Below are 18,811 nucleotides of genomic sequence, written 5' to 3' on the forward strand. Positions count from 1 at the left end.
CCTTAGCCCTTCACCTGAGTATCCACCGGGGCCACCCAGAAGAACTCGCCCTCGGTGTCGTAGTCGTAGATCAACGCGATCGTCCCGGCGCGCAGCTCGTCCGCGCCGGTCTGGCGGACCTGGACGACCGCCGAGGACCCGTCCTCGGCGTGCACCTCGGCCTGGCCGAAGTCGGTCGTCACCGTGCCCGTCCTGATCACACATGTGCGGCCGACGAAATCGGCCCGCGACGCCGCCGGGGCGGTGTGGAAAATCCGCCGCAGCGGCGTTACCAGCAAACGGGTCACGAACAACCCCAGCAGAATGGCGGCGAGCGCCACCGCTATCCCCAGACTGATCCGGATGCCGGCCGGGGAACCGTCCAACAGGACCGTTCCCACCAACGCGGTCAGCCACGCGACGATCACTGTGAGGCTCAGCACGATGGTCAGCGGGACTCCGCCGAACCCCAAGCCGGACAACAGATCCCCGCCGTCCTCGTCGGCGTCCAGCGCGCCGGCGAGCACCAGCAGCCAATAGCCGATGAGCACGGCCAGGAGGAACGTGAACAGCACGGCCGGAAACGCCAGAACCGCGCCGAAGAACTCCCCCATGGCACTCCCTGCCCCTTCTAGGCGCGGACGATATCACCCGTCCGCGCCACAAGGGAGCGAATCACGCGAAAGGCCCGAGTGGACTGCCTCAAGGGGTTTTCGGGCCGGAAATGCTCAGCCGATCGGCGTGTAGGAGAGGATGACCACACCGTTGTCGTGCGGCTCGGCGCTGTTGAGGGTGAACTTGGTCTGGACCGCGTCGCGGTAGAGCAGGTCCGCGGGCTTGGCCTTGCCGGACAGCACCGGGTGCAGCCAGAGCCGGACCTCGTCGACCAGGCCGGCGTCCAGCAGCAGCCGGGTCACCGAGCCGAAGCCGTACTGCACGATGTTGCCCTCGGTCTCCTCCTTGATCTTGCGCACCTGCTCGACGACGTTGTCGCTCAACACGGTGGTGTTGCTCCACTCCGGGTCGGTCAGCGTCGTGGAGACCGCGTACTTCTTGAGACCGTTGATCCGGTCGGCGAAGTCGCCGTCCCGCTGCGGCCACGAACCGGCGAAGCCGTCGTACGTGGCGCGGCCCATGATCAGCGCGCCGGCGGCCCACAGCTGGGTGCGCGCCTCATCCATCAGCGCGCCCATGTAGTCGAAGTGCCAGTCCTGCATGTTCGTGATGTCGCCGTCGAGGGTGATGTAGGTGTTGTTGACGATCCGGCCCATGGTGTCTCTCCCTGCTCGATCTTGCGTGGACACCTAGTCGTCGAACGGGCCACGACCGGATCGACGAGAATCTCGAAATGGATTTTTCTCGCACGAGAGCGACTCGGATGTCGAAAAACTCCACCAGCGGCTCTATCAGGAGGCCATGGCGTCAGCGCCTGCGAAACACTCGCGGACATGACCTTGGACCCAGTGGCTCAGACCAGCCGGCTCACCGCGGCGCTGCGGGCGCGCGAGTCGGCGCGGCCGGATGCGTTGTTCACCGACCCGTTCGCGGCGCGGCTCGCCGGTGAGGCGGGCACGGCACTGTTGGCGGAGTTCGGTGACAACTCGACGATCGCGGTGCGAACCCGGTTCTTCGACGATGTGATCACCGCCGCGGAAGCTCGTCAGCTGGTGATCCTGGCGGCCGGGATGGACTCCCGCGCGTTCCGGCTGGCGCTGCCGGAGGACGCCGAACTGTACGAAGTGGACCGTCCCGAGGTGTTGCGGCTCAAGGACTCGCTCATCACCGAGGCGCCGGTCTGCCGGCGCGTGTCAGTGGGCGCGGACCTGACCGGGGACTGGGCGGAGCCGTTGCTGGCGGCGGGCTTCGAGCAGGGGCGGCCGACCTGCTGGCTGGCCGAGGGGGTGATGCAGTACTTGGCGGCCGTCGATGTGGCGGCGCTGCTGGACCGGGTCACCGGTTTGTCGGCGGCGGGCAGCCTGCTGCTCACCGACTTCGTCGGGCAGTCCTTGTTGGACAGTCCGGCCCTGCGGCCGATGCTGGAGCTGTTCGCGGCCCACGACATGACCTGGCGGTTCGGCACCGACCAGCCGGAGGAGCTGCTCGAACCCCTGGGCTGGCGGGCGGACGTGGTGCTGATCAGTGAGGTGGGCACGGCGCTCAACAGGTGGCCGTTCCCCGCGGCTGCACGGAACGCAACGGGCGTGGGCCAGGGCTACTTTGTCCGGGCGCGGTGCTGACCTGGATGGGCACGGTGTCGATCACGTCGCCGATCGCCGCCGTGGCCTGGCGCAGGCGGTTGAGCGCGCGGTGCTGAGCGAGCCGGATCGCCGCGGCGGTGTTGCCCATCGCCTCGGCGGTCTGCTCGGCGCTCAGGCCGACCGCGACCCGCAGCACGATGATCTCCCGCTGGTGGCTGGGCAGCTCGTCGAGCAGCCACGGCACCAGCACGTCCCCCAGGTCGACCCGCCCGGGCTGCCCGCCGAGCGCCTCGTCGACCATCCGCACCGCGGTGTTGTAGACCAGTTCCATCAACGGCCGCCGGTTGGCCGGCAACGCGGTGAGCACCGCGTGCAGGACCTGCTTGGCGACCCCGTCCGCGTGGGCGAACGAATGGTCCCGCTTGCCGAGCCGCGCCCGGCAGTACCGCACGATCACTGGGCGGATCGACGACAGAATCTGGTCGAGCGCCTGTGCATCACCCATGACATCTCCCCGCAAGTCCGGCGCTGAGTCAGTGGAGGGACTCAGCTCCCCCGCCGTACTGACGCGAGATTCTCCGAATTCTTGAAAGAAAATTCCCCCGTCACACTTCGTAGGGTCCCAGCTCCGGAGCGCGAATACAAAGAATTAGGCCGACTGGACTAATGCGGGCGAGTCCGCCCCACAGATCCGCAGGTACCACCCGGAAACAATCGGCGCCAGCCGACTGCGACGACTACTCCACTTTCCGCAACGGGCAATGCACCACCGAGCAGCCACCATAGGCCTATTGCCAGAAAGCATCCGAATGCCACGGCAATACGTCAGTGATTTGCGAGTAGCCGGAGCAGTGAATCAGGCGCCCGGGCAGGGGGCGAGCCGGGCCAGCAGCGCGTCGATCCCGGCGGCGAACCCCTCGAACTGCTGGTCGGTCAGGCCGTCCCGGAACAGCTCGCGGACCAGGGTCGCGTGCCCGGGCGCGGTCTCCCGCAGCTTCGCCCAGCCCTGCTCGGTGAGGGACGCCACAACGCCGCGATCATCGGACGCGCACGCCTTGCGGCACACCAGTCCCGCCTTCTCCAACTGCCCGACCTGGTACGTCAGGCCGCTTTTGGAGGTCAGCGCGACCCCGGCCAGCTCGGTCATCCGAAGCGCCCCACCAGGAGCCGCGGACAGCCTGGTGAGCACTTCGTACTGCTGGTGCGAAAGCCCGGCGTCGTCCTTGAGCTGTTGCTCGACCCGGCGGTTGAGCACCGCGCCGAGCGTCAGGAACCCTTCCCACGCCGCGAGTTCACGCTCATCCAGCCACCGGGTCTCAGCCATGTACCGAGCTTAGCTCCGGGTTGTTCGAATTCAAATCACACCTTGTAGCGGTCCGCGGGAGTTGCCAGGGATGTCTTCCGCGCGAGAGCCACCGGGCCGCGTCGTAGTCGGTCCACTCCCGCTCGTCGGGCAGCGACGGGATGGTGACCGCCTCGCCGTTGTCCAGACCGGCCAGCGCCGCGTCCACCGCGTCGTCGACCTCCATGACGATCTGCGCCGGGAAGTTCGCCAGCTCCAGACCGGAACCGTCCCAGAACGCGGTCCGCACCGCGCCCGGCAGCACGGAGCCTGGCCTCGTCGCGGGCCACCAGAAGCAAGTCGTAGCCGCGGCGGGCGAACCGGTCGGCGTACGCCGCGCCCATGCCCGCCGAGGCGCTGGTGATCACTGCGATGTCGGTCATGATTAAAGATTATGGTCATCATCATTCATCGTCAAGCGCACTCTCCCGTGCCGTGGTGAGGATCTCGTCGGACATCGGGGTATCGCCCAAGGCACGCGCGAGCACGAGGCCGCCGAGCATCGTGCAGAACGTGGTGATCCGCTCCCGGCGGTCCGGGATGAACTCGCCGAGCCCGTCGATGAACCCGGCCACGCCCTCGCGGAACGCCTGGTGCGCGTCACTGTCCGGCGCCTCGTGCGCCATCTCGCCGCTGAGTGCCGCGGTCGCGCAACCCGTGCCGGGATCGTCGCGGTGCCGCTCCGACAGGTAGAACTCGATCAGCTCGGTCCGGGCGGCGTCCCGGTCACCCGGATGCCTGGCCGCCACGCTGTCCAGGAACGCGCTCAGCTCGCCGTACGCCCGCCCGACCGCCTCCGCGGCCAGCGCCTCCTTCGACGCGAACTGCCGGTAGAAGCCGCCGTGCGTCAGGCCGACGTCCGCCATCAACTCGGCGACACCGACGCCTTGGACGCCCTTCTCGCGGAACAACCGCGCGGCGGCGGTCACGACCTGCTCGCGGTGCCGCGCCGCCTCTTCTGGGGATACCCTCGCCATGGTTGAGATGATAGTCATCATCTCTAGTCGGTCAGGGCTTTGTCAGGAGTTGGTCAGCGCCGCCCGCAGAGTCATCGCCATGACGAAGAACCTGAACGGCACCACAGTCCTCATCTCCGGCGCCAGCATCGCCGGCCCGTCGCTCGCCTACTGGCTGGCCCGCTACGGCTGCTCGGTGACCGTGGTCGAGAAGGCCCCGGCGCTGCGGCCCGGCGGCCAGGCGGTCGACTTCAAGGGCGACATCCACCGGACCGTGCTGCAGCGGATGGGCATCCTCGACGAGGTCCGCCGCCGTCAGACCGGTGGCCTGGACCAGTACCTGGTCGACAGCACCGGCCGGACCCGGTCGGTCATCCCCGGCGAGTTCACCGGCGGCGAGATCGAGATCCACCGCGGCGACCTGGCGCAGCTGCTCTACGAGCGGACCAAGGACCAGGCCGAGTACATCTTCGGCGACTCGATCACCTCGCTGACCGAGACCGCCACCGGCGTGCACGTGACCTTCGAGCGGACCGCGCCGCGGACGTTCGACCTGGTGGTGGGCGCGGACGGGATGCACTCGAACGTGCGAAGGCTGGCCTTCGGCCCGGAGTCGGACTACGTCACCCACCTGGGGCACTACTACGCACTGTCGGACATCGGCTGGTCCGGGAGGGCCGAGATGTACAACGAGCCGAACCGGATGGTCGCGGTGGGCGGTCCCAAGGCGGGCACCTTCTTCGTGTTCGCCTCGGAGCAGCTCAGCTACGACCGCTACGACCCCGAGCAGCAGAAGAAGATCGTGATGGACGCCTACCGCGGCGCCGGCTGGCGGACCGACGAGGTCATCGCCATGATCCCCGGCGCCCGGGACTTCTACCTCGACTCCATCGGCCGCGTGCACATGGACCACTACTTCAAGGGCCGCATCGTGCTGCTCGGCGACTCCGCGTACGGCAACACCCTGGCCGGGTTCGGCACCGGGCTGGCCCTGGTCGGCGCGTACGTGCTGGCCGGTGAGCTGCTGACGGCGGGCGGCGACCACCGCGTGGCGTTCCAGGCCTACCAGGAGGCCTTCCACACCTACGCGTCGATCAACCGCAAGGCCAACGCCGGCCCGTTCCTGGCGCCGCCCAGCAAGTGGCGGATCCGGATGCGCGACTGGATGTTCAACAGCAAGCTCATGCTCGAGCTGATGCTGAAGATGACCGACAACTTCGCGTCTCGGATCGAGCTGAAGGATTATGCCGCCTAGACTCACGTGACGTGCAGAAACGACGGATTGACCGGCTCGGCCGGGACGTGTCGGTGATCGGCCTGGGGACCTGGCAGCTGGGTGCGGACTGGGGCGAGGTCAGCGAGGACGAAGCGCTGGCAGTGCTCTCGGCGGCGGTCGACTCTGGGGTGACCTTCTTCGACACCGCCGATGTGTACGGCGACGGGCGCAGCGAGCAACTGATCGGCAAGTTCATTCACGGCAAGGCCGACCGGCCGTTCGTAGCCACCAAGATGGGCCGCCGGATGGCCCAGGAAGTCGCCAACTACAACCTGGACAACTTCCGGGCCTGGAACGACCGCTCGCGGGCGAACCTCGGCCTGGACACCCTCGACCTGGTGCAACTGCACTGCCCGCCGACCGGCGCCTACGACACCGACTCGGTGTTCGACGCGCTGGACACGCTGGTCGAGGAGAAGCGGATCGCCGCGTACGGGGTCAGCGTGGAGACCGTGGCGGAGGCGTTGCGGGCGATCGAACGCCCTGGGGTGGCCACGATCCAGATCATCTTCAACGCCTTCCGCCCCCGGCCGCTGGAGAAGGTCCTGCCCAGGGCCGCCGCGGCCGGGATCGGGATCATCGCCCGGGTCCCGCTCGCCTCGGGCCTGTTGTCCGGCCGGTACACCAAGGACACGGTGTTCCCGGAGAACGACCACCGCAACTACAACCGGCACGGGGAGGCGTTCGACGTGGGCGAGACGTTCTCCGGCGTCGACTACGAGACCGGCGTGCTCGCGGCCCAGGAGTTCGCCGCGCTGGCCCCCGAAGGGGTGACTCCGGCGCAGATGGCGTTGCAGTGGATCGTGCAGCAACCAGGGGTCTCGACGATCATCCCCGGGGCCCGGAACGTGGCCCAGGCCAGGGCGAACTCCGCCGCCGGGGAGCTCGAGCCGCTGGACGGCGCCACTCTCGCGGGCATCTCCGGCGTCTACGACAAGTACATCCGGGAACTCGTGCACGCTCGTTGGTGAGACCGTGTCCGCCTGCGCCCACCCGCTCCGACGTCCCTGCTGAGAACACGCCCCACCGAGGAGGACGACCGTGAAGTACATGATCATGCTGACCGGCTCGCAGCGGGACTTCGACATGATCGCGGGCTGGGCGCCGCAGGACGCGGCGGCCATGCACAAGTTCATGGGCGAGTGGAACCAGGCCCTGGTCGAGTCCGGAGAGTTCGTCGACGCCCAGGGCCTCACGCCACCCGCGCACGCTCGTCGGGTCGCGTTGAAGGACGGGGTGCCGGTGGTCACCGACGGGCCGTACGCGGAGACACAGGAAGTGCTCGCCGGTTACACAATCGTGGAGTGCGCTAGCTTCGACCGGGCCACCGAGATCGCCGCCCAGCTGGCCAACACCCCGCATCCGGCCGACGCCGAGCTGGCGCACGAGTGGTACGTGGACATCCGGCCGATCGTCAGCGGCTTCGAGGACCTCGTGTAATGACCGGGGTCGAGGGCCTGCTGCGTGAGCTGGCGCCGCAGGTCCTCGGCGCGGTCGTGCGCCGCTACGGCCACTTCTCCACGGCCGAGGACGCTGTGCAGGAGGCTCTCCTTGCCGCGGCAACACAATGGCCGTCCGACGGGCTCCCCGACCGGCCCTTGGCGTGGCTGATCACGGTGGCTTCGCGGCGGCTCACGGATCTGTTGCGCAGTGAGCAGGCGCGGCTGCGTCGGGAGGACACGGTCGCGCGGTATCCGCTGCCCGCACCGGTGGACGACTTCGACGACACGCTGGTGCTGTTGTTCATGTGCTGTCACCCGACCTTGTCGCCCGCGTCCCAGATCGCGCTGACCCTGCGGGCGGTCGGCGGCCTGACCACGACCGAGATCGCGCGGGCGTTCCTGGTGCCGGAGAGCACGATGACCCGCCGGATCACCCGCGCCAAACAGTCCATCAAGGACAGCCGAATTCCCTTCGGCATGCCCGCGGACCGAGATCTGGGCGCGGTCCTGCACGTGCTGTACCTGATCTTCAACGAGGGCTACGCGAGTACTTCCGGGCCGTTGCTGCAGCGCGCGGACCTGGCCGGCGAGGCGATCCGGATGACCCGGATCGTGCACCGGGTCGTGCCCTCCGATGGCGAAGTGGCGGGGCTGCTGGCGTTGATGCTGCTGACCGACGCCCGGCGGCCCGCGCGCAGTGGCCCCGATGGTTCGCTGATCCCGATGGACGAGCAGGACCGGTCCCTGTGGAACCAGGAGCTCATCGCCGAGGGCGTGGCCTTGATCAGCGCCGCCCTGCCGGTGGGACCCACTGGGCCGTACCAGGTTCAGGCCGCGATCGCCGCCGTGCACGACGAAGCCCCGTCAGCCGCGGACACCGACTGGCCGCAGATCGTCGCGCTGTATGAAGTCCTGCTGCGGATCCAGGACACACCCCTGGTGCGGTTGAACCACGCCGTCGCCGTGGCGATGACCAACGGCCCGGCCGCGGGAATGCTTCTCTTGGAGCCCTTGGAGAAGCCGTTGGCCAAGGACCACCGTCTGCACTCCGTGAAAGCGCATCTGCTGGAGATGTCCGGGGACAAGGCGGCGGCCCGTTCGTCGTACGAACAGGCCGCGCGCCTGACCCTGAGCCCACCGCAGCAGCGATACCTGCTGGCTAGAGCGTGTGCGCTAGGCGGTCCGCCAGCAGGCGGGTGAACCGGGGCGGGTCGGCCAGCTCGCCGCCCTCAGCCAGCAAAGCCATGCCGTACAACAACTCCGCGGTCTCGGCGAGGGCCGCGTCGTCCTTGCGCTCCTCGTGCGCCTTGCGCAGGCCGGTCACCAGGGCGTGGCCCGGGTTGAGCTCGAGGATCCGCTTGACCGGCGGCAGCTCCTGGCCCATCGCCCGGTACATCTTCTCCAGGGTGGGGGTCATGTCGTTGGCGTCGCCGACGATGCAGGCCGGGGAGGTGGTCAGCCGGGAGGACAGCCGGACCTCCTTCACGGTGTCCGCGAGGGTCTCCTTGAGCCAGGACACCAGCTCCGCGAAGTCCTTCTGCTGCTCGCCGGCGGCCTTGCGCTCCTCCTCCGTGTCCAAGTCGACCTGGCCCTTGGCGATGGACCGGAACTGCTTGCCCTCGTAGTCCAGCACCGACTCGACCCACATCTCGTCGATCGGGTCGGTGAGCACGAGCACCTCGTAGCCCTTGGCGCGGAACGCCTCCATGTGCGGGGAGTTCTCGATCGCGCTGCGCGAGTGCCCGGTCAGGTAGTAGATGTGCTCCTGGCCGTCCTTCATCCGCTCGATGTACTCGCGCAGGGTGGTGAGCTTCTCGGCGTCGTGCGTGGAGGCGAACGAGGCGACGTCGAGGATGGCCTCGCGGTTCTCGAAGTCGGCGACCAGGCCCTCCTTGACGGCCGCGCCGAACTCCTTCCAGAAGGTCGCGTACTTCTCCGCGGCCAGCGACTTGACCGTGGACAGCACCTTCTTGACCAGGCGGCGGCGCATCAGCTGGATCTGCCGGTCCTGCTGCAGGATCTCGCGGGACACGTTCAGCGACAGGTCCTGCGCGTCCACGACCCCCTTGACGAACCGGAGGTACTCCGGCATCAGCTCCTCGCAGTCGTCCATGATGAACACGCGCTTGACGTAGAGCTGCACCCCGCGCTTGCGGTCCCGGCTGAACAGGTCGAGCGGGGCGCGCGACGGGATGAACAGCAGCGCCTGGTACTCGAACGTGCCCTCGGCCTGCATCTGGATGATCTCCAGCGGATCGGTCCAGTCGCGGCTGATGTGCTTGTAGAACTGGTTGAACTCCTCCTCGGAGGCCTCGTCGCGGGTGCGCGCCCAGAGGGCCTTCATCGAGTTGACGGTCTCCCACTCGCGGGTGGGCTCCCCGCCCTCCTCCGCGGCCGGCTTCTCGACCTGCATCTTCACCGGGAAGGTGATGAAGTCGGAGTAGCGCTGGACGATCTCGCGGATCTTCCAGTCGGCCGTGTAGTCGTAGAGGTGGTCCTCGCTGTCCTCGGGCTTGAGGTGCAGGGTCACCGACGTGCCCTGCGGGGCGTCCTCGACCGTCTCGATCGTGAACGTGCCCTCGCCCGCGGACTCCCAGCGGGTCGCCTCGGTCTCGCCGGCCCGGCGGGTCAGCAGGGTGACCTTGTCGGCCACCATGAAGCTCGAGTAGAACCCGACGCCGAACTGGCCGATCAGGTCGGACGCGGACTCCTTGGTCTCCTTGAGCTTGCGCAGCAGCTCCGCGGTGCCGGACTTGGCGATGGTGCCGATCAGGTCGATGACCTCGGCCCGGGACATGCCGATCCCGTTGTCCCGCACGGTCAGCGTGCGGGCCTCCTGGTCGGCTTCCAGCTCGATGTGCAGGTCGGACGTGTCGACCTGCAGGTCCTTGTCCCGGAACGCCTCCAGCCGCAGCTTGTCCAGCGCGTCGGACGAGTTCGAGATCAGCTCACGCAGGAAGATGTCCTTGTTCGAGTAGATCGAGTGCACCATGAGCTGCAGCAACTGCCGCGCCTCGGCCTGGAACTCGAGCGTTTCGATCCGCGTATCCACATTCCCTCCGGAGTCACCACGGCCGGGCATCCCCTCATCCCGTGCCCGCCTGTGGGAATTATCCCAGCCGCGCTAGTGGATCTCCGCCGTACCCGGACATGACGAAGGGCACCCACCACGGGGTGCCCTTCCTGCTGTTCAGCCCTGGCGGGCCTTGAACCGCGGATCCTTGGAGTTCAGGACGTACACCTTGCCGTCCCGGCGGACGACCTGGGCGCCCGGCTTGGCCTTCAGCGACCTCAACGACTGGCGAACCTTCATGTCCCTCTCAACGGCGGGACCCCCGGAGATATTCCGGCTAAGACGGTTACACTGGGTGATTACCCGTAGGTGAGTACCCCACTTCAAAGTGGGTACTTTCATCTGGTTAGTGGACGCCGTACGGTCGACGGCATGAGCATCGTGATCACCGGGGCCACTGGCCATCTTGGACGGTTGACCATCTCCTCGCTGCAGGCCGCGGGCGTGCCGGCCGCTGAGATCGTCGCCGCTGTCCGTTCCCCCGAGAAGGCGGCCGACCTTGCCGCCCAAGGGATCCGCCTGCTGGTCACGGACTACGACGAACCGTCCACATGGGAGTTCCAGCCGGGCGACCGGGTGCTGCTGATCTCGAGCAACGCCGTCGGCAGCCGGGTGGCGCAGCACTCCGCGGTGATCGACGCGGCGGCAACTGCCGGAGTCGCGCAACTGGTGTACACCAGCATCTTCGGCGCCGACACCGCGGACTTCCGGCTCGCCGAGGAGCACCAGGCCACCGAGAAGAAGATCATCGAGTCCGGGCTGCCCCACACCTTCCTGCGCAACAACTGGTACACCGAGCTGTTCACCGGCATGACCGGCCTTTTCCTTGAGCACGGCGCCATCGTGAACAACGTCACGGCGGACGCCCGGATCGCCTTCGCGCCCCGGTCCGACTACGCGGCGGCCGCGGCGGCCGTGCTGACCCAGGACGGTCACCTCAACAAGGCCTACGAGCTGGGCGGCGACGTCGCCTGGTCGTACCCGGAGCTGGCCGCCGAGCTGGCCCAGCAGGCCGGGACCGCGGTGGTCCACAAGACCGTGACCGACGCGGAGCAGCAGGACTTGTTGGTGGCCGCCGGACTTCCGGCCGGGTACGCGGAGATCTTGGTGGACGCCAACGCGGGTATCAGCCGCGGTGCGCTCAACGGCACGCCCGGCGAGCTGGCCCGGCTGCTGGGCCGGCCCACCGAGCCAATGGCCGAGTCCATCGCGAAGGCCCTTGCCGGGTAACGGATCCGGCATCTTCTCGCCAGTCCGGGCAACGTGGCCCGGGCTGGTGATCGCATTCCGGCGAACCAGACGAATGGGGCTACCCCGTCCGGTCGCGCCCCGAAAGGGTGGGCGGATGCGAAGACGAGCTGTGTGGCGGGGCGCTGCCCTAGCCGCAGTGGGGACATTGTCTATCGGATTGGTGGCGCCGGCGGCCGAAGCGGCCCCGGCGGCTGGGGCACCATCGTCGTCCGTCCAGGGCGACATCGCGGACCACGGCGGGGACGTCGACAACCGCCCGGCGGCGGCCGAGCCGTCCAGGGAACAGGTGGCGACCGCCGCCCAAGGCAGCACGACGGTCCGGTGGAACAAGTACGGCACACCGGGCACGCTGGTGCCGAAGATCGAGCTACAGCAACAGAAGCGCAAAGTGGCCGCCGATCCGGTGGCCATCGCGCGGGCCTACCTGGCCGACAACCAGGCCGCGTTCAAGGTCTCCGCCCAGACTGTCGGCGACATGGAAGTCCTGGTGAACCGGCCGATGGGCCAGGGGCACTACGTCATGCTGCGGCAGAAGTTCGGCGGCGTCCCGGCGCTGCTGGACGGGCTCGCCGTGTTCGGTATCCGCGACGGCGCCGTGGCGTACTTCAGCTCCACGCTCAGCCCGGACCGCGCCGCGCCGGAGGCGGCCACCCTCTCCCAGCAGGACGCGGTCCAGGCCGCGGCCAGGGACGCCAGGATTTCCGAGGTGGCGCAGGCGAAGCTGGGCCCGGTCCCGATGCCGGACGGCGCGCCCCGGCTGGCCTACCAGGTCGTCCTGCAGGGCGAGGGCAAGGGCTTCACGACGTACATCGACGCGCGGACTGGGAAGGTGCTCCTCCGCGAGGACATCGTCGACCACGACTCGGACAACCCCGAGTGGGCCGCGTTCCCGGCCAACCCGCCCGCGGACTACTCGACCAAGGACACCCGCGTGAAGTGGTGCCTGACGGCCGGGCCGGGCTGTGAGCGGACGGTCAGCACGGCCGACCGAGGGGTGGCGTGGGACGACGTCAACGGGACCCCGAGCCTGACCTCGTCGGGCAACTCCGCCAAGGCGACGGAGAAGTGGGACGACCTGAACGGCGGCACGTTCGGCACCCGTACCTCCACGGCCAGCCCCGAGCGCAAGTACACCTACCCCTGGACCAACCAGTGGCACGACTCGGGCTGCGACCCGGCCGTGTTCGGCACGCCGCAGCAGAACGACATCGACGCGGCGATCGCGAACCTGTTCGCCATGCACAACCGGATGCACGACTGGTCGTACCACTTGGGGTTCACCGAGGAGACGTGGAACCTGCAGGCCAGCAACGGCGACCGCGGCGGCCTGGGCGGTGACCAGGAACGCGGGCAGGCCCAGTCGGGCGGCCGCGCCGGTGGTGCGCCGCCGGACTTCCTGTCCCGCAACAACGCCAACCAGTCCAGCCCGCCCGACGGCGTGGCGCCGGTGTCGAACATGTACCTGTGGCAGGCGGTTCCGGCCGCGTTCTACGGGCCTTGTGTCGACGGTGACTACGACATGTCGGTGATCGGGCACGAGTACAGCCACGCCATCAGCGGCCGGCTCATCGCGGGCCCGAACAGCGGCTGGTCGGGTTCACAGGCCGGCGCCATGAACGAGTCGCACTCCGACCTGTTCTCGATGGAGTACCTGTACGAGTACGGGTTCCGCCCGCGCGGCGACACCCCGTACGTCGTCGGCGGGTATGTGACCGGCGACAAGACGGCGGGCATTCGCAACTACGACATGAGCAAGAGCCCGCTGAACTACAGCAACGTGACCTACGACCTGGTCGGCTCGCAGGTGCACGCGGACGGCGAGATCTGGAGCGCGACGAGCTTCGACGTGCGCCAGGCGATGATCGACAAGTACGGCCTGGGAACCCCTGAGCTGCAACGGAAGTGCGCCGACGGCCAGGTGCCGGTGGAGCAGTGCCCGGGCAACCGGCGCTGGGTCCAGCAGGCGTTCGACGCGTTGCTGCTCAGCGCCTCGGGTGCGGTCAGCTACGTCGACATGCGCGACGCGACGCTGGCGGCCAACCAGATCCGGTACGGCGGGGCGGACCTGCCGGTGCTGTGGAACGCTTTCGCACAGCACGGCCTGGGCCGGGACGCGGCCAGCAACGGCTCCAACGACCAGCACCCGAAGCCGAGCTTCGCCTCCGCGTTCAGCAAGAACGCCACGCTGAAGCTGACCACGCCGAACGCGCGGCTGTACGTCGGTGACTACGAGGCCCGGTCCGTCCCGGTCGCGGACACCGACCCGGCCACGCCGTTGCCGGACACCGCCGAGATCACCCCGGGTGAGTACTCGTTCGTGGTGGCCGCCAACGGGTTCGGCTCGACGCGCCTGCACCGCAAGGTCCGGGCCGGTGAGCAGAGCCAGATCCGGACGCTGCCGGTGCCGAACGTGGCCGCTTCGGCTTCGGGCGCCACTGCCGTTGGCGATGGCGTCAACCTCGAGAAGCTGATCGACGAGACCGAGGGCACGGACTGGGCGTCGCTGGGCAGTCCGGTGGCGGGCAAGGGCGTTCGCGTCGATCTGGCCGGCGACCGGCCGCAGCTGGTCACCCGCGTGCAGGTGAGCGCCCTCGTCCGGCCGCCGGTCGCCGGGGACGCGGACCCGGGGACGCAGAACCGGTTCACCGCGTTGCGCCAGTTCGAGGTGCTGTCGTGCAACTCGGTGTTCGGCAAGGACTGCGCGAACCCGGCGAACTACCGGCACGTCTACACCTCGCCGGCCAACGCGTTCCCGGCGAACCGGCCGCGGCCGACCGCCCCGGACCTGTCCGAGCGTTCGTTCCGCATCCCGCCGACGTTCGCGACGCACCTGATGGTCCGGGTGCTGACCAACCAGTGCACCGGAGCCCCTGAGTACGCGGGCCAGCAGCACAACGACCCCCGTTCCAACAGCGACTGCACCACCGGAAACCCGACGGTGGCCCAGACCGTCCGGATCGCCGAGTTCCAGGCCTTCCTGATCTGAGCCTGAGAATGGGCGGTCAGGGTGCCCCTGACCGCCCATCCGGCCCGGATGTGGTCCACACTGGAGGGTGTGCGACTGATCCTGAATGTGATCTGGCTGGTGCTCTGCGGGTTCTGGATGGCCGTCGGCTATCTGGTGGCGGGGATCATCTGCTGTGTCCTGATCATCACCATCCCGTTCGGCCTGGCGTCGTTCCGGATCGCGAACTACGCCCTGTGGCCGTTCGGCCGGACCATCCAGCCGCGGCGCGGCGCCGGGGTGGCCTCCGTGCTCGGCAACATCATCTGGATCATCTTCGCCGGCTGGTGGCTGGCCATCGCCCACCTGGTCACGGGGTTCCTGCTGTGCCTGACCATCATCGGCATCCCCCTGGCCATCGCGAACTTCAAGATGATCCCGATCTCCCTGGTCCCCCTCGGCTCCGAGATCGTCCCCACCACCTGACCCGCGTGTCCCCCTTTCCTCCGTGGTGTGTCCCCTCTTCCTCCGTGGTGTGTCCCCCGGAGGAAAGGCGGACACGGACCGGAGGAAGAGGGGACACGCGAGGGAGGAAAGGGGGACACGCGGGTTAGCAGTGGGTGGTGCGGTGGGTTCCGTTGACCAGGAAGTCGGTCACGGCCGCGTCCCCGCAGGCGTTGCCGTTGGCGAGGTAGGAGTCATGGCCGCCGGAGTTCACCGTGACCATGCGGGCCCGGTGGCCGAACGCGTCAAGCAGCTTCAACGCGCCTGAGTACGGGGTCGCCGGGTCGCGCAGGTTCTGGACCAGCAGCACGTTGTCCGGGCCGTTCGGCGTGATCCGCACCGCCGGTGCGGGGTTGGCGGGCCAGAAAGCGCACGGGAAGATGTTGGCGGGCATGCCGTTCGTCAACGGGTACGCCTTGCGGTTCGCCAGGACCTCGCGCTGGTAGTAGCTCACGTCCCGCGGCCAGGCCACGTCGTTGCACACGGTCGCCACGGACACGGCCATGGTGTTCTGGAACTGATCCGTCGGCGGGACCGGGAAAACGGGCGGTTCGGTGCCGGTTTTGGCCGCCTGCAAGGTCGCTGCCAGCAACGGGAACGCCGAGTCGCCGTACATCGACTGGAACATGGCCGTGCGCAGGTAGTTCCCGGTGATCGACGGGGTCGGCGCACGGTCGTACTGCGCGGCGAGGCTCATGTACGTGGCCCGAACCTCGGCAGGAGTGGATCCGAGGTCATAGGTGCCCACGCGGGCCGCGGCCCAGGCGGCGAAGTCCGGGAACCGGTCCTCGCCACCAACCCCGAAGTTCCGCGCCCACTGGCGGGCCACCAGCTTCGGGTTGGGATCGTCGTTGCTGTCCAGCACAACGCGGTCGGTGTTGCCGGGGAACAGTTGCGCATAGGTGGCTCCGGCGTACGTGCCGTACGAAGTGCCCCAGTACGAGAGCTTCCGCTCACCGAGGGCCTTGCGGATCTGGTCGATGTCCCTGGCCTCGTTGCGGGTGTTGATGTGCCGCATCAACTCCCCGCCGTTGCGGACACACGCCTGCGCGACCCGCTCGGCCTTGGCCACGTTGGCGGAGATGTCCCCATCCGGGGCGGGGAACGGCAAGAAGGTCTTGGGATCGGCGTCTTCCGGCGTCAACGCGCACGAGACCGGCGTGCTGGCACCGACTCCACGCGGGTCGAACCCGACGATGTCGTACCGGTCCTTCACGTCCTTGGGCAGCCTGGGTACGACCGCCGACGGCTTGCTCAGCCCGGAGTTGCCCGGACCGCCGGGGATGATCAGCAGCACACCGCGCCGCAGCTTCGGGTCGGCCGTGCGGATCCGGGACACCGCCAGCGAGATCTGTTGCGCGCCAGGATGGTCGTAGTCCATGGGGACGCGCACGGTCGCACATTCCTGCGTCCCGCATGGCCTCCAGGTGAGGTTCGTGCCCGCGGCCTGGGCCACGGGCAGCGTCACCAGGCTCGCGGCCACCGCCGCGATGGTCGAGACCTGAACGATTTTTCGCATGCCCCAAGCATTTCCCGCGCACCGGACCGGGGCCATCCGGTGCGCAGGCGTGATCATGGTAGGGCTGACCCTACAAGCTGAACGCCACCGACCGCAGAATGATCGCGAGCACGAACACGGCCGTGAAGGCCAGGTCGATCGCGATCCCACCCGCGCGCACCGGCCGCAGCACGCGCCGCACGGGCGCGATGACCGGCTCGGTCAGCGCATGGGTGACCTGGCGGGCGCGCCGGGCCCAGTACGGGCCACCGGCCAGCACGCCGGTCCAGTCCAGCACCATCCGCACGATCAGCAACACGATGAACAACGTCAGGGCGTACCCGATCAGGGCTCCGATGACGCTCATGGCGAACTCCTCCATCCTTCCTGCCGGGTACAACGCACAAGACCCCGCCGGAAGTGTCGGGTTCGCCGTATTTCTCAGCGGACTATCAGGGTTCCCGGCCCAGCAGGCGGAAGTACGCCAGCAACGGCTGGGAGTGGCTGTGCAGGTTGGCGACCGGATACGCCTGCATCGCGATCCCCAGGTCCGGCCAAGCCCACGTCTCCCCCGGCCGGTCGCTCTCCGGCGGCAGGTACGCATCCGGCCCGGACAACGTCCCCGACCAGATCCCCGGATATGCCTCGGAATGCGCGTGCAACGTCATCCGCCGCCACTCGTCCCACGCCAGTTCCCGGTCGTACTTCGCCGCGGCCCACACCAACGTCATGTTGATCGAGAACCAGATCGGCCCGCCCTCCCGGACGCGCGCGCCCAACGGCGAGCCCGTGCGGCAGATCCTGTCGATCGTCGACAGCAACTCGCGCGCCTGATCATCGTCGGCGGCGCCACAAAGGATGGCCCACGGCTGAACCTCCAGCCACAGCGAGTCGTCCCCGACCACCGCCCCAGGCCCATACGCGCGCCGGAACCATCGCCCATTCCATTCCGCCGCAACGCGTTCCCGCAGTTCGGCCCCATACTCCCGGGCCTCCGCAGCGGTCCCGGTATCCCCAAGCCGCTCCGCCAACCGCGCGTACACCGGCAGAACCCACGCGGCCATCGCGGAGTTGAGCACCGACGAGCCGTGCCCGATCATCTCGTCCCGGTCCACACCGGACTCGGTGATCGCCATATCGTTCCAGTCGGCGTTGAGAATCCGCACATGCCCGTGCTCACCCACACCGACACTGTCCACAAAGAACCGGAACTGCCGCCGCAGGTTCTCCTTCAACGACACAGGATCCGCCTCGTGCACGGGGTGATACCCCACCGGCTGCGCGAACGCGCCGAGATCCCCAGTCACCAATCCGTACTCCGCCGCCAGCCACAACGCCCACAAGTTCGAGTCGGACGGCCGGAAGAACTGCGTCCACGGCTGCTTCCGCCCATCCAACGCATAAGGCAAGTCACCATCCGGACTGCCCCACGCACAAGTGTTGCGCAGCACCGACAACGCCAGATCCGGCTCCAGGTACACCAACGGAAGCGCATGTTGCAACGGATCCCGCGCGGCCCCGTTGAACCCATGCCGGAACGAGTACGCGGACCCCTGATCAAGCGTATGCCCACCCAGAACACCATCTACGCAAGCGGCGCCAGTCAACATCGCCGCATGCCAAGGAATCTCCACAACAGCCTCGGGAGGTTCGCTCACAGACGGCAACCGCGCCCGCAACCCCGCCAGGCTCTGGGAATACACCGCCTCCGGATCGATCTCCCCCAGCTCAAGCCCGAACCGGAACCAGAACACCCGCCGCTCCCCAACCTCCAGCTCCACATCCACCGACACGGACAAGGGCCCCGAAACAGCCCCAACCCGCGCTCCCCCAACCTCTTCCAGACACACGACCGCCGGATCCGCAGGCGCCTCATCCCGCGCAGGCCCGAACTCCAGGCTCACCACCCGCTGATGAACCTCCCACTCCTCGCTCACCACCGACCGCAGCACAGCATCCCCGGAGTTCACGACCTCAACGCGAACCAGCACCCACGGCCACTCCCCCTCCGGGCACAACACCGTCCGCTCAACCCCAACTCCCACCAAGGAACCCACCGATTCAGCCACTTCAGCCGACGCCGCTTCAGGATCGTCACCCATCGAGTCGGCAGGGGTTGAGGTCGTAGACCCCGACCCCGATCCCGATGGCGATGATCTTGGTTCGATTCTGTGCGGGGTGGCCCCGCACCACATCGAACCAAGATCTTCGCCCCACGAGACCCGCCAAAAGGTCGGCCCAAAGAGGGCCGCCCCAGACACAACCTCCGCCCCCAGCCGACACACCCCAGTCGACTCGGCCAACCACCGGCAGTCCCGATACTCGTCCCACAGACTGCACAACCCGTC

18 protein-coding genes and 1 pseudogene are annotated in these 18,811 nt (G+C 68.2%); 8 read left to right on the forward strand and 11 right to left on the reverse strand.

Features of this window, described 5'->3' with window-relative positions; genetic code table 11:
- Positions 1-2: 2 nt before the first annotated feature.
- Together AB0J95_RS11775 and AB0J95_RS11780 are read right to left on the reverse strand one after the other, a co-directional pair.
- A complete protein-coding gene (locus AB0J95_RS11775) occupies positions 3-593 on the reverse strand; it encodes a hypothetical protein (protein WP_364755935.1) in 591 nt (196 codons plus the stop codon).
- A 114-nt stretch (positions 594-707) separates the two neighbouring features.
- Positions 708-1,250 carry a dihydrofolate reductase family protein gene (locus tag AB0J95_RS11780; protein WP_364755938.1) on the reverse strand — a complete coding sequence of 181 codons (543 nt, stop codon included), beginning with the start codon at positions 1,248-1,250 and terminating at the stop codon, positions 708-710.
- Positions 1,251-1,427: 177 nt separating this feature from the next.
- Between AB0J95_RS11780 and AB0J95_RS11785 the strand changes: the two genes are divergently transcribed.
- On the forward strand, positions 1,428-2,216 hold the full coding sequence (locus AB0J95_RS11785) for an SAM-dependent methyltransferase (protein WP_364755941.1): 789 nt from the start codon (positions 1,428-1,430) through the stop codon (positions 2,214-2,216).
- Between the two features lie 19 nt (positions 2,217-2,235).
- Here AB0J95_RS11785 and AB0J95_RS11790 read toward each other — a convergent pair.
- The 4 genes and pseudogenes from AB0J95_RS11790 to AB0J95_RS11805 all read right to left on the reverse strand — a co-directional run.
- Positions 2,236-2,682, reverse strand: a pseudogene (locus tag AB0J95_RS11790) (sigma factor-like helix-turn-helix DNA-binding protein); the annotation flags it as partial.
- A 351-nt stretch (positions 2,683-3,033) separates the two neighbouring features.
- A complete protein-coding gene (locus AB0J95_RS11795; protein ID WP_364755944.1) occupies positions 3,034-3,501 on the reverse strand; it encodes a MarR family transcriptional regulator in 468 nt (155 codons plus the stop codon).
- Complete coding sequence (locus tag AB0J95_RS11800) at positions 3,494-3,784, reverse strand: hypothetical protein (protein ID WP_364755946.1); 291 nt, start codon at positions 3,782-3,784, stop codon at positions 3,494-3,496. The genes AB0J95_RS11795 and AB0J95_RS11800 overlap by 8 nt, the downstream gene beginning before the upstream one ends.
- A gap of 139 nt (positions 3,785-3,923) precedes the next feature.
- Positions 3,924-4,496 carry a TetR/AcrR family transcriptional regulator gene (locus tag AB0J95_RS11805; protein ID WP_364755949.1) on the reverse strand — a complete coding sequence of 191 codons (573 nt, stop codon included), beginning with the start codon at positions 4,494-4,496 and terminating at the stop codon, positions 3,924-3,926.
- 91 nt (positions 4,497-4,587) lie between these two features.
- Here AB0J95_RS11805 and AB0J95_RS11810 point away from each other — a divergent pair, with 91 nt between their 5' ends.
- The 4 genes from AB0J95_RS11810 (at position 4,588) to AB0J95_RS11825 (ending at position 8,393) form a co-directional block, all read left to right on the forward strand.
- The gene (locus tag AB0J95_RS11810; protein WP_364756182.1) at positions 4,588-5,730 is read left to right on the forward strand and encodes an FAD-dependent monooxygenase; all 1,143 of its coding nucleotides are present in this window, start codon (positions 4,588-4,590) and stop codon (positions 5,728-5,730) included.
- Between the two features lie 11 nt (positions 5,731-5,741).
- Positions 5,742-6,722 carry an aldo/keto reductase gene (locus AB0J95_RS11815; protein WP_364755952.1) on the forward strand — a complete coding sequence of 327 codons (981 nt, stop codon included), beginning with the start codon at positions 5,742-5,744 and terminating at the stop codon, positions 6,720-6,722.
- A gap of 79 nt (positions 6,723-6,801) precedes the next feature.
- On the forward strand, positions 6,802-7,191 hold the full coding sequence (locus AB0J95_RS11820; RefSeq protein WP_364756184.1) for a YciI family protein: 390 nt from the start codon (positions 6,802-6,804) through the stop codon (positions 7,189-7,191).
- On the forward strand, positions 7,191-8,393 hold the full coding sequence (locus tag AB0J95_RS11825) for a DUF6596 domain-containing protein (protein WP_364755955.1): 1,203 nt from the start codon (positions 7,191-7,193) through the stop codon (positions 8,391-8,393). The genes AB0J95_RS11820 and AB0J95_RS11825 overlap by 1 nt, the downstream gene beginning before the upstream one ends.
- On the opposite strand, the gene htpG is transcribed toward AB0J95_RS11825, so the two are convergent.
- Both htpG and ykgO read right to left on the reverse strand, forming a co-directional pair.
- Entirely contained in the window at positions 8,353-10,245 is a 1,893-nt protein-coding gene (htpG, locus tag AB0J95_RS11830; RefSeq protein WP_364755958.1) for a molecular chaperone HtpG, read from the reverse strand. The two genes, AB0J95_RS11825 and htpG, sit on opposite strands and share 41 nt — an antisense overlap.
- 138 nt (positions 10,246-10,383) lie before the next feature.
- Positions 10,384-10,506: a type B 50S ribosomal protein L36 gene (gene ykgO / locus AB0J95_RS11835; protein ID WP_364755961.1), complete on the reverse strand. Its 123-nt coding sequence runs from the start codon at positions 10,504-10,506 to the stop codon at positions 10,384-10,386.
- A 132-nt stretch (positions 10,507-10,638) separates the two neighbouring features.
- Between ykgO and AB0J95_RS11840 the strand changes: the two genes are divergently transcribed.
- The 3 genes from AB0J95_RS11840 to AB0J95_RS11850 all read left to right on the forward strand — a co-directional run bounded on the left by AB0J95_RS11840 (position 10,639) and on the right by AB0J95_RS11850 (position 14,947).
- A complete protein-coding gene (locus tag AB0J95_RS11840) occupies positions 10,639-11,496 on the forward strand; it encodes an SDR family oxidoreductase (RefSeq protein WP_364755963.1) in 858 nt (285 codons plus the stop codon).
- A 115-nt stretch (positions 11,497-11,611) separates the two neighbouring features.
- The gene (locus AB0J95_RS11845; RefSeq protein ID WP_364755966.1) at positions 11,612-14,503 is read left to right on the forward strand and encodes a M36 family metallopeptidase; all 2,892 of its coding nucleotides are present in this window, start codon (positions 11,612-11,614) and stop codon (positions 14,501-14,503) included.
- Positions 14,504-14,572: 69 nt separating this feature from the next.
- Positions 14,573-14,947: a YccF domain-containing protein gene (locus tag AB0J95_RS11850; protein ID WP_364755969.1), complete on the forward strand. Its 375-nt coding sequence runs from the start codon at positions 14,573-14,575 to the stop codon at positions 14,945-14,947.
- Between the two features lie 124 nt (positions 14,948-15,071).
- Here AB0J95_RS11850 and AB0J95_RS11855 read toward each other — a convergent pair whose 3' ends face one another.
- The 3 genes from AB0J95_RS11855 to AB0J95_RS11865 form a co-directional block, all read right to left on the reverse strand.
- Positions 15,072-16,484 carry an alpha/beta hydrolase gene (locus AB0J95_RS11855; protein ID WP_364755971.1) on the reverse strand — a complete coding sequence of 471 codons (1,413 nt, stop codon included), beginning with the start codon at positions 16,482-16,484 and terminating at the stop codon, positions 15,072-15,074.
- A 70-nt stretch (positions 16,485-16,554) separates the two neighbouring features.
- On the reverse strand, positions 16,555-16,830 hold the full coding sequence (locus AB0J95_RS11860) for a YggT family protein (protein WP_364755974.1): 276 nt from the start codon (positions 16,828-16,830) through the stop codon (positions 16,555-16,557).
- Between the two features lie 85 nt (positions 16,831-16,915).
- Positions 16,916-18,454, reverse strand: coding sequence for a hypothetical protein (locus tag AB0J95_RS11865; RefSeq protein WP_364755977.1), 1,539 nt, complete (start codon positions 18,452-18,454; stop codon positions 16,916-16,918).
- Positions 18,455-18,811: the final 357 nt, after the last annotated feature.

It is taken from the genome of Actinocrispum sp. NPDC049592, assembly GCF_040675465.1.
GTDB lineage: Bacteria > Actinomycetota > Actinomycetes > Mycobacteriales > Pseudonocardiaceae > Kibdelosporangium.

Coding starts and splice junctions, on each gene's coding strand:
- AB0J95_RS11855 (WP_364755971.1), bottom strand. CDS start 16,484: ATGCGAAAAATCGTTCAGGTCTCGACCATCGCGGCGGTGGCCGCGAGC.
- AB0J95_RS11805 (WP_364755949.1), bottom strand. CDS start 4,496: ATGGCGAGGGTATCCCCAGAAGAGGCGGCGCGGCACCGCGAGCAGGTC.
- AB0J95_RS11775 (WP_364755935.1), bottom strand. CDS start 593: ATGGGGGAGTTCTTCGGCGCGGTTCTGGCGTTTCCGGCCGTGCTGTTC.
- AB0J95_RS11780 (WP_364755938.1), bottom strand. CDS start 1,250: ATGGGCCGGATCGTCAACAACACCTACATCACCCTCGACGGCGACATC.
- ykgO (WP_364755961.1), bottom strand. CDS start 10,506: ATGAAGGTTCGCCAGTCGTTGAGGTCGCTGAAGGCCAAGCCGGGCGCC.
- AB0J95_RS11785 (WP_364755941.1), top strand. CDS start 1,428: ATGACCTTGGACCCAGTGGCTCAGACCAGCCGGCTCACCGCGGCGCTG.
- AB0J95_RS11825 (WP_364755955.1), top strand. CDS start 7,191: ATGACCGGGGTCGAGGGCCTGCTGCGTGAGCTGGCGCCGCAGGTCCTC.
- AB0J95_RS11840 (WP_364755963.1), top strand. CDS start 10,639: ATGAGCATCGTGATCACCGGGGCCACTGGCCATCTTGGACGGTTGACC.
- AB0J95_RS11795 (WP_364755944.1), bottom strand. CDS start 3,501: ATGGCTGAGACCCGGTGGCTGGATGAGCGTGAACTCGCGGCGTGGGAA.
- AB0J95_RS11860 (WP_364755974.1), bottom strand. CDS start 16,830: ATGAGCGTCATCGGAGCCCTGATCGGGTACGCCCTGACGTTGTTCATC.
- AB0J95_RS11820 (WP_364756184.1), top strand. CDS start 6,802: ATGATCATGCTGACCGGCTCGCAGCGGGACTTCGACATGATCGCGGGC.
- AB0J95_RS11845 (WP_364755966.1), top strand. CDS start 11,612: ATGCGAAGACGAGCTGTGTGGCGGGGCGCTGCCCTAGCCGCAGTGGGG.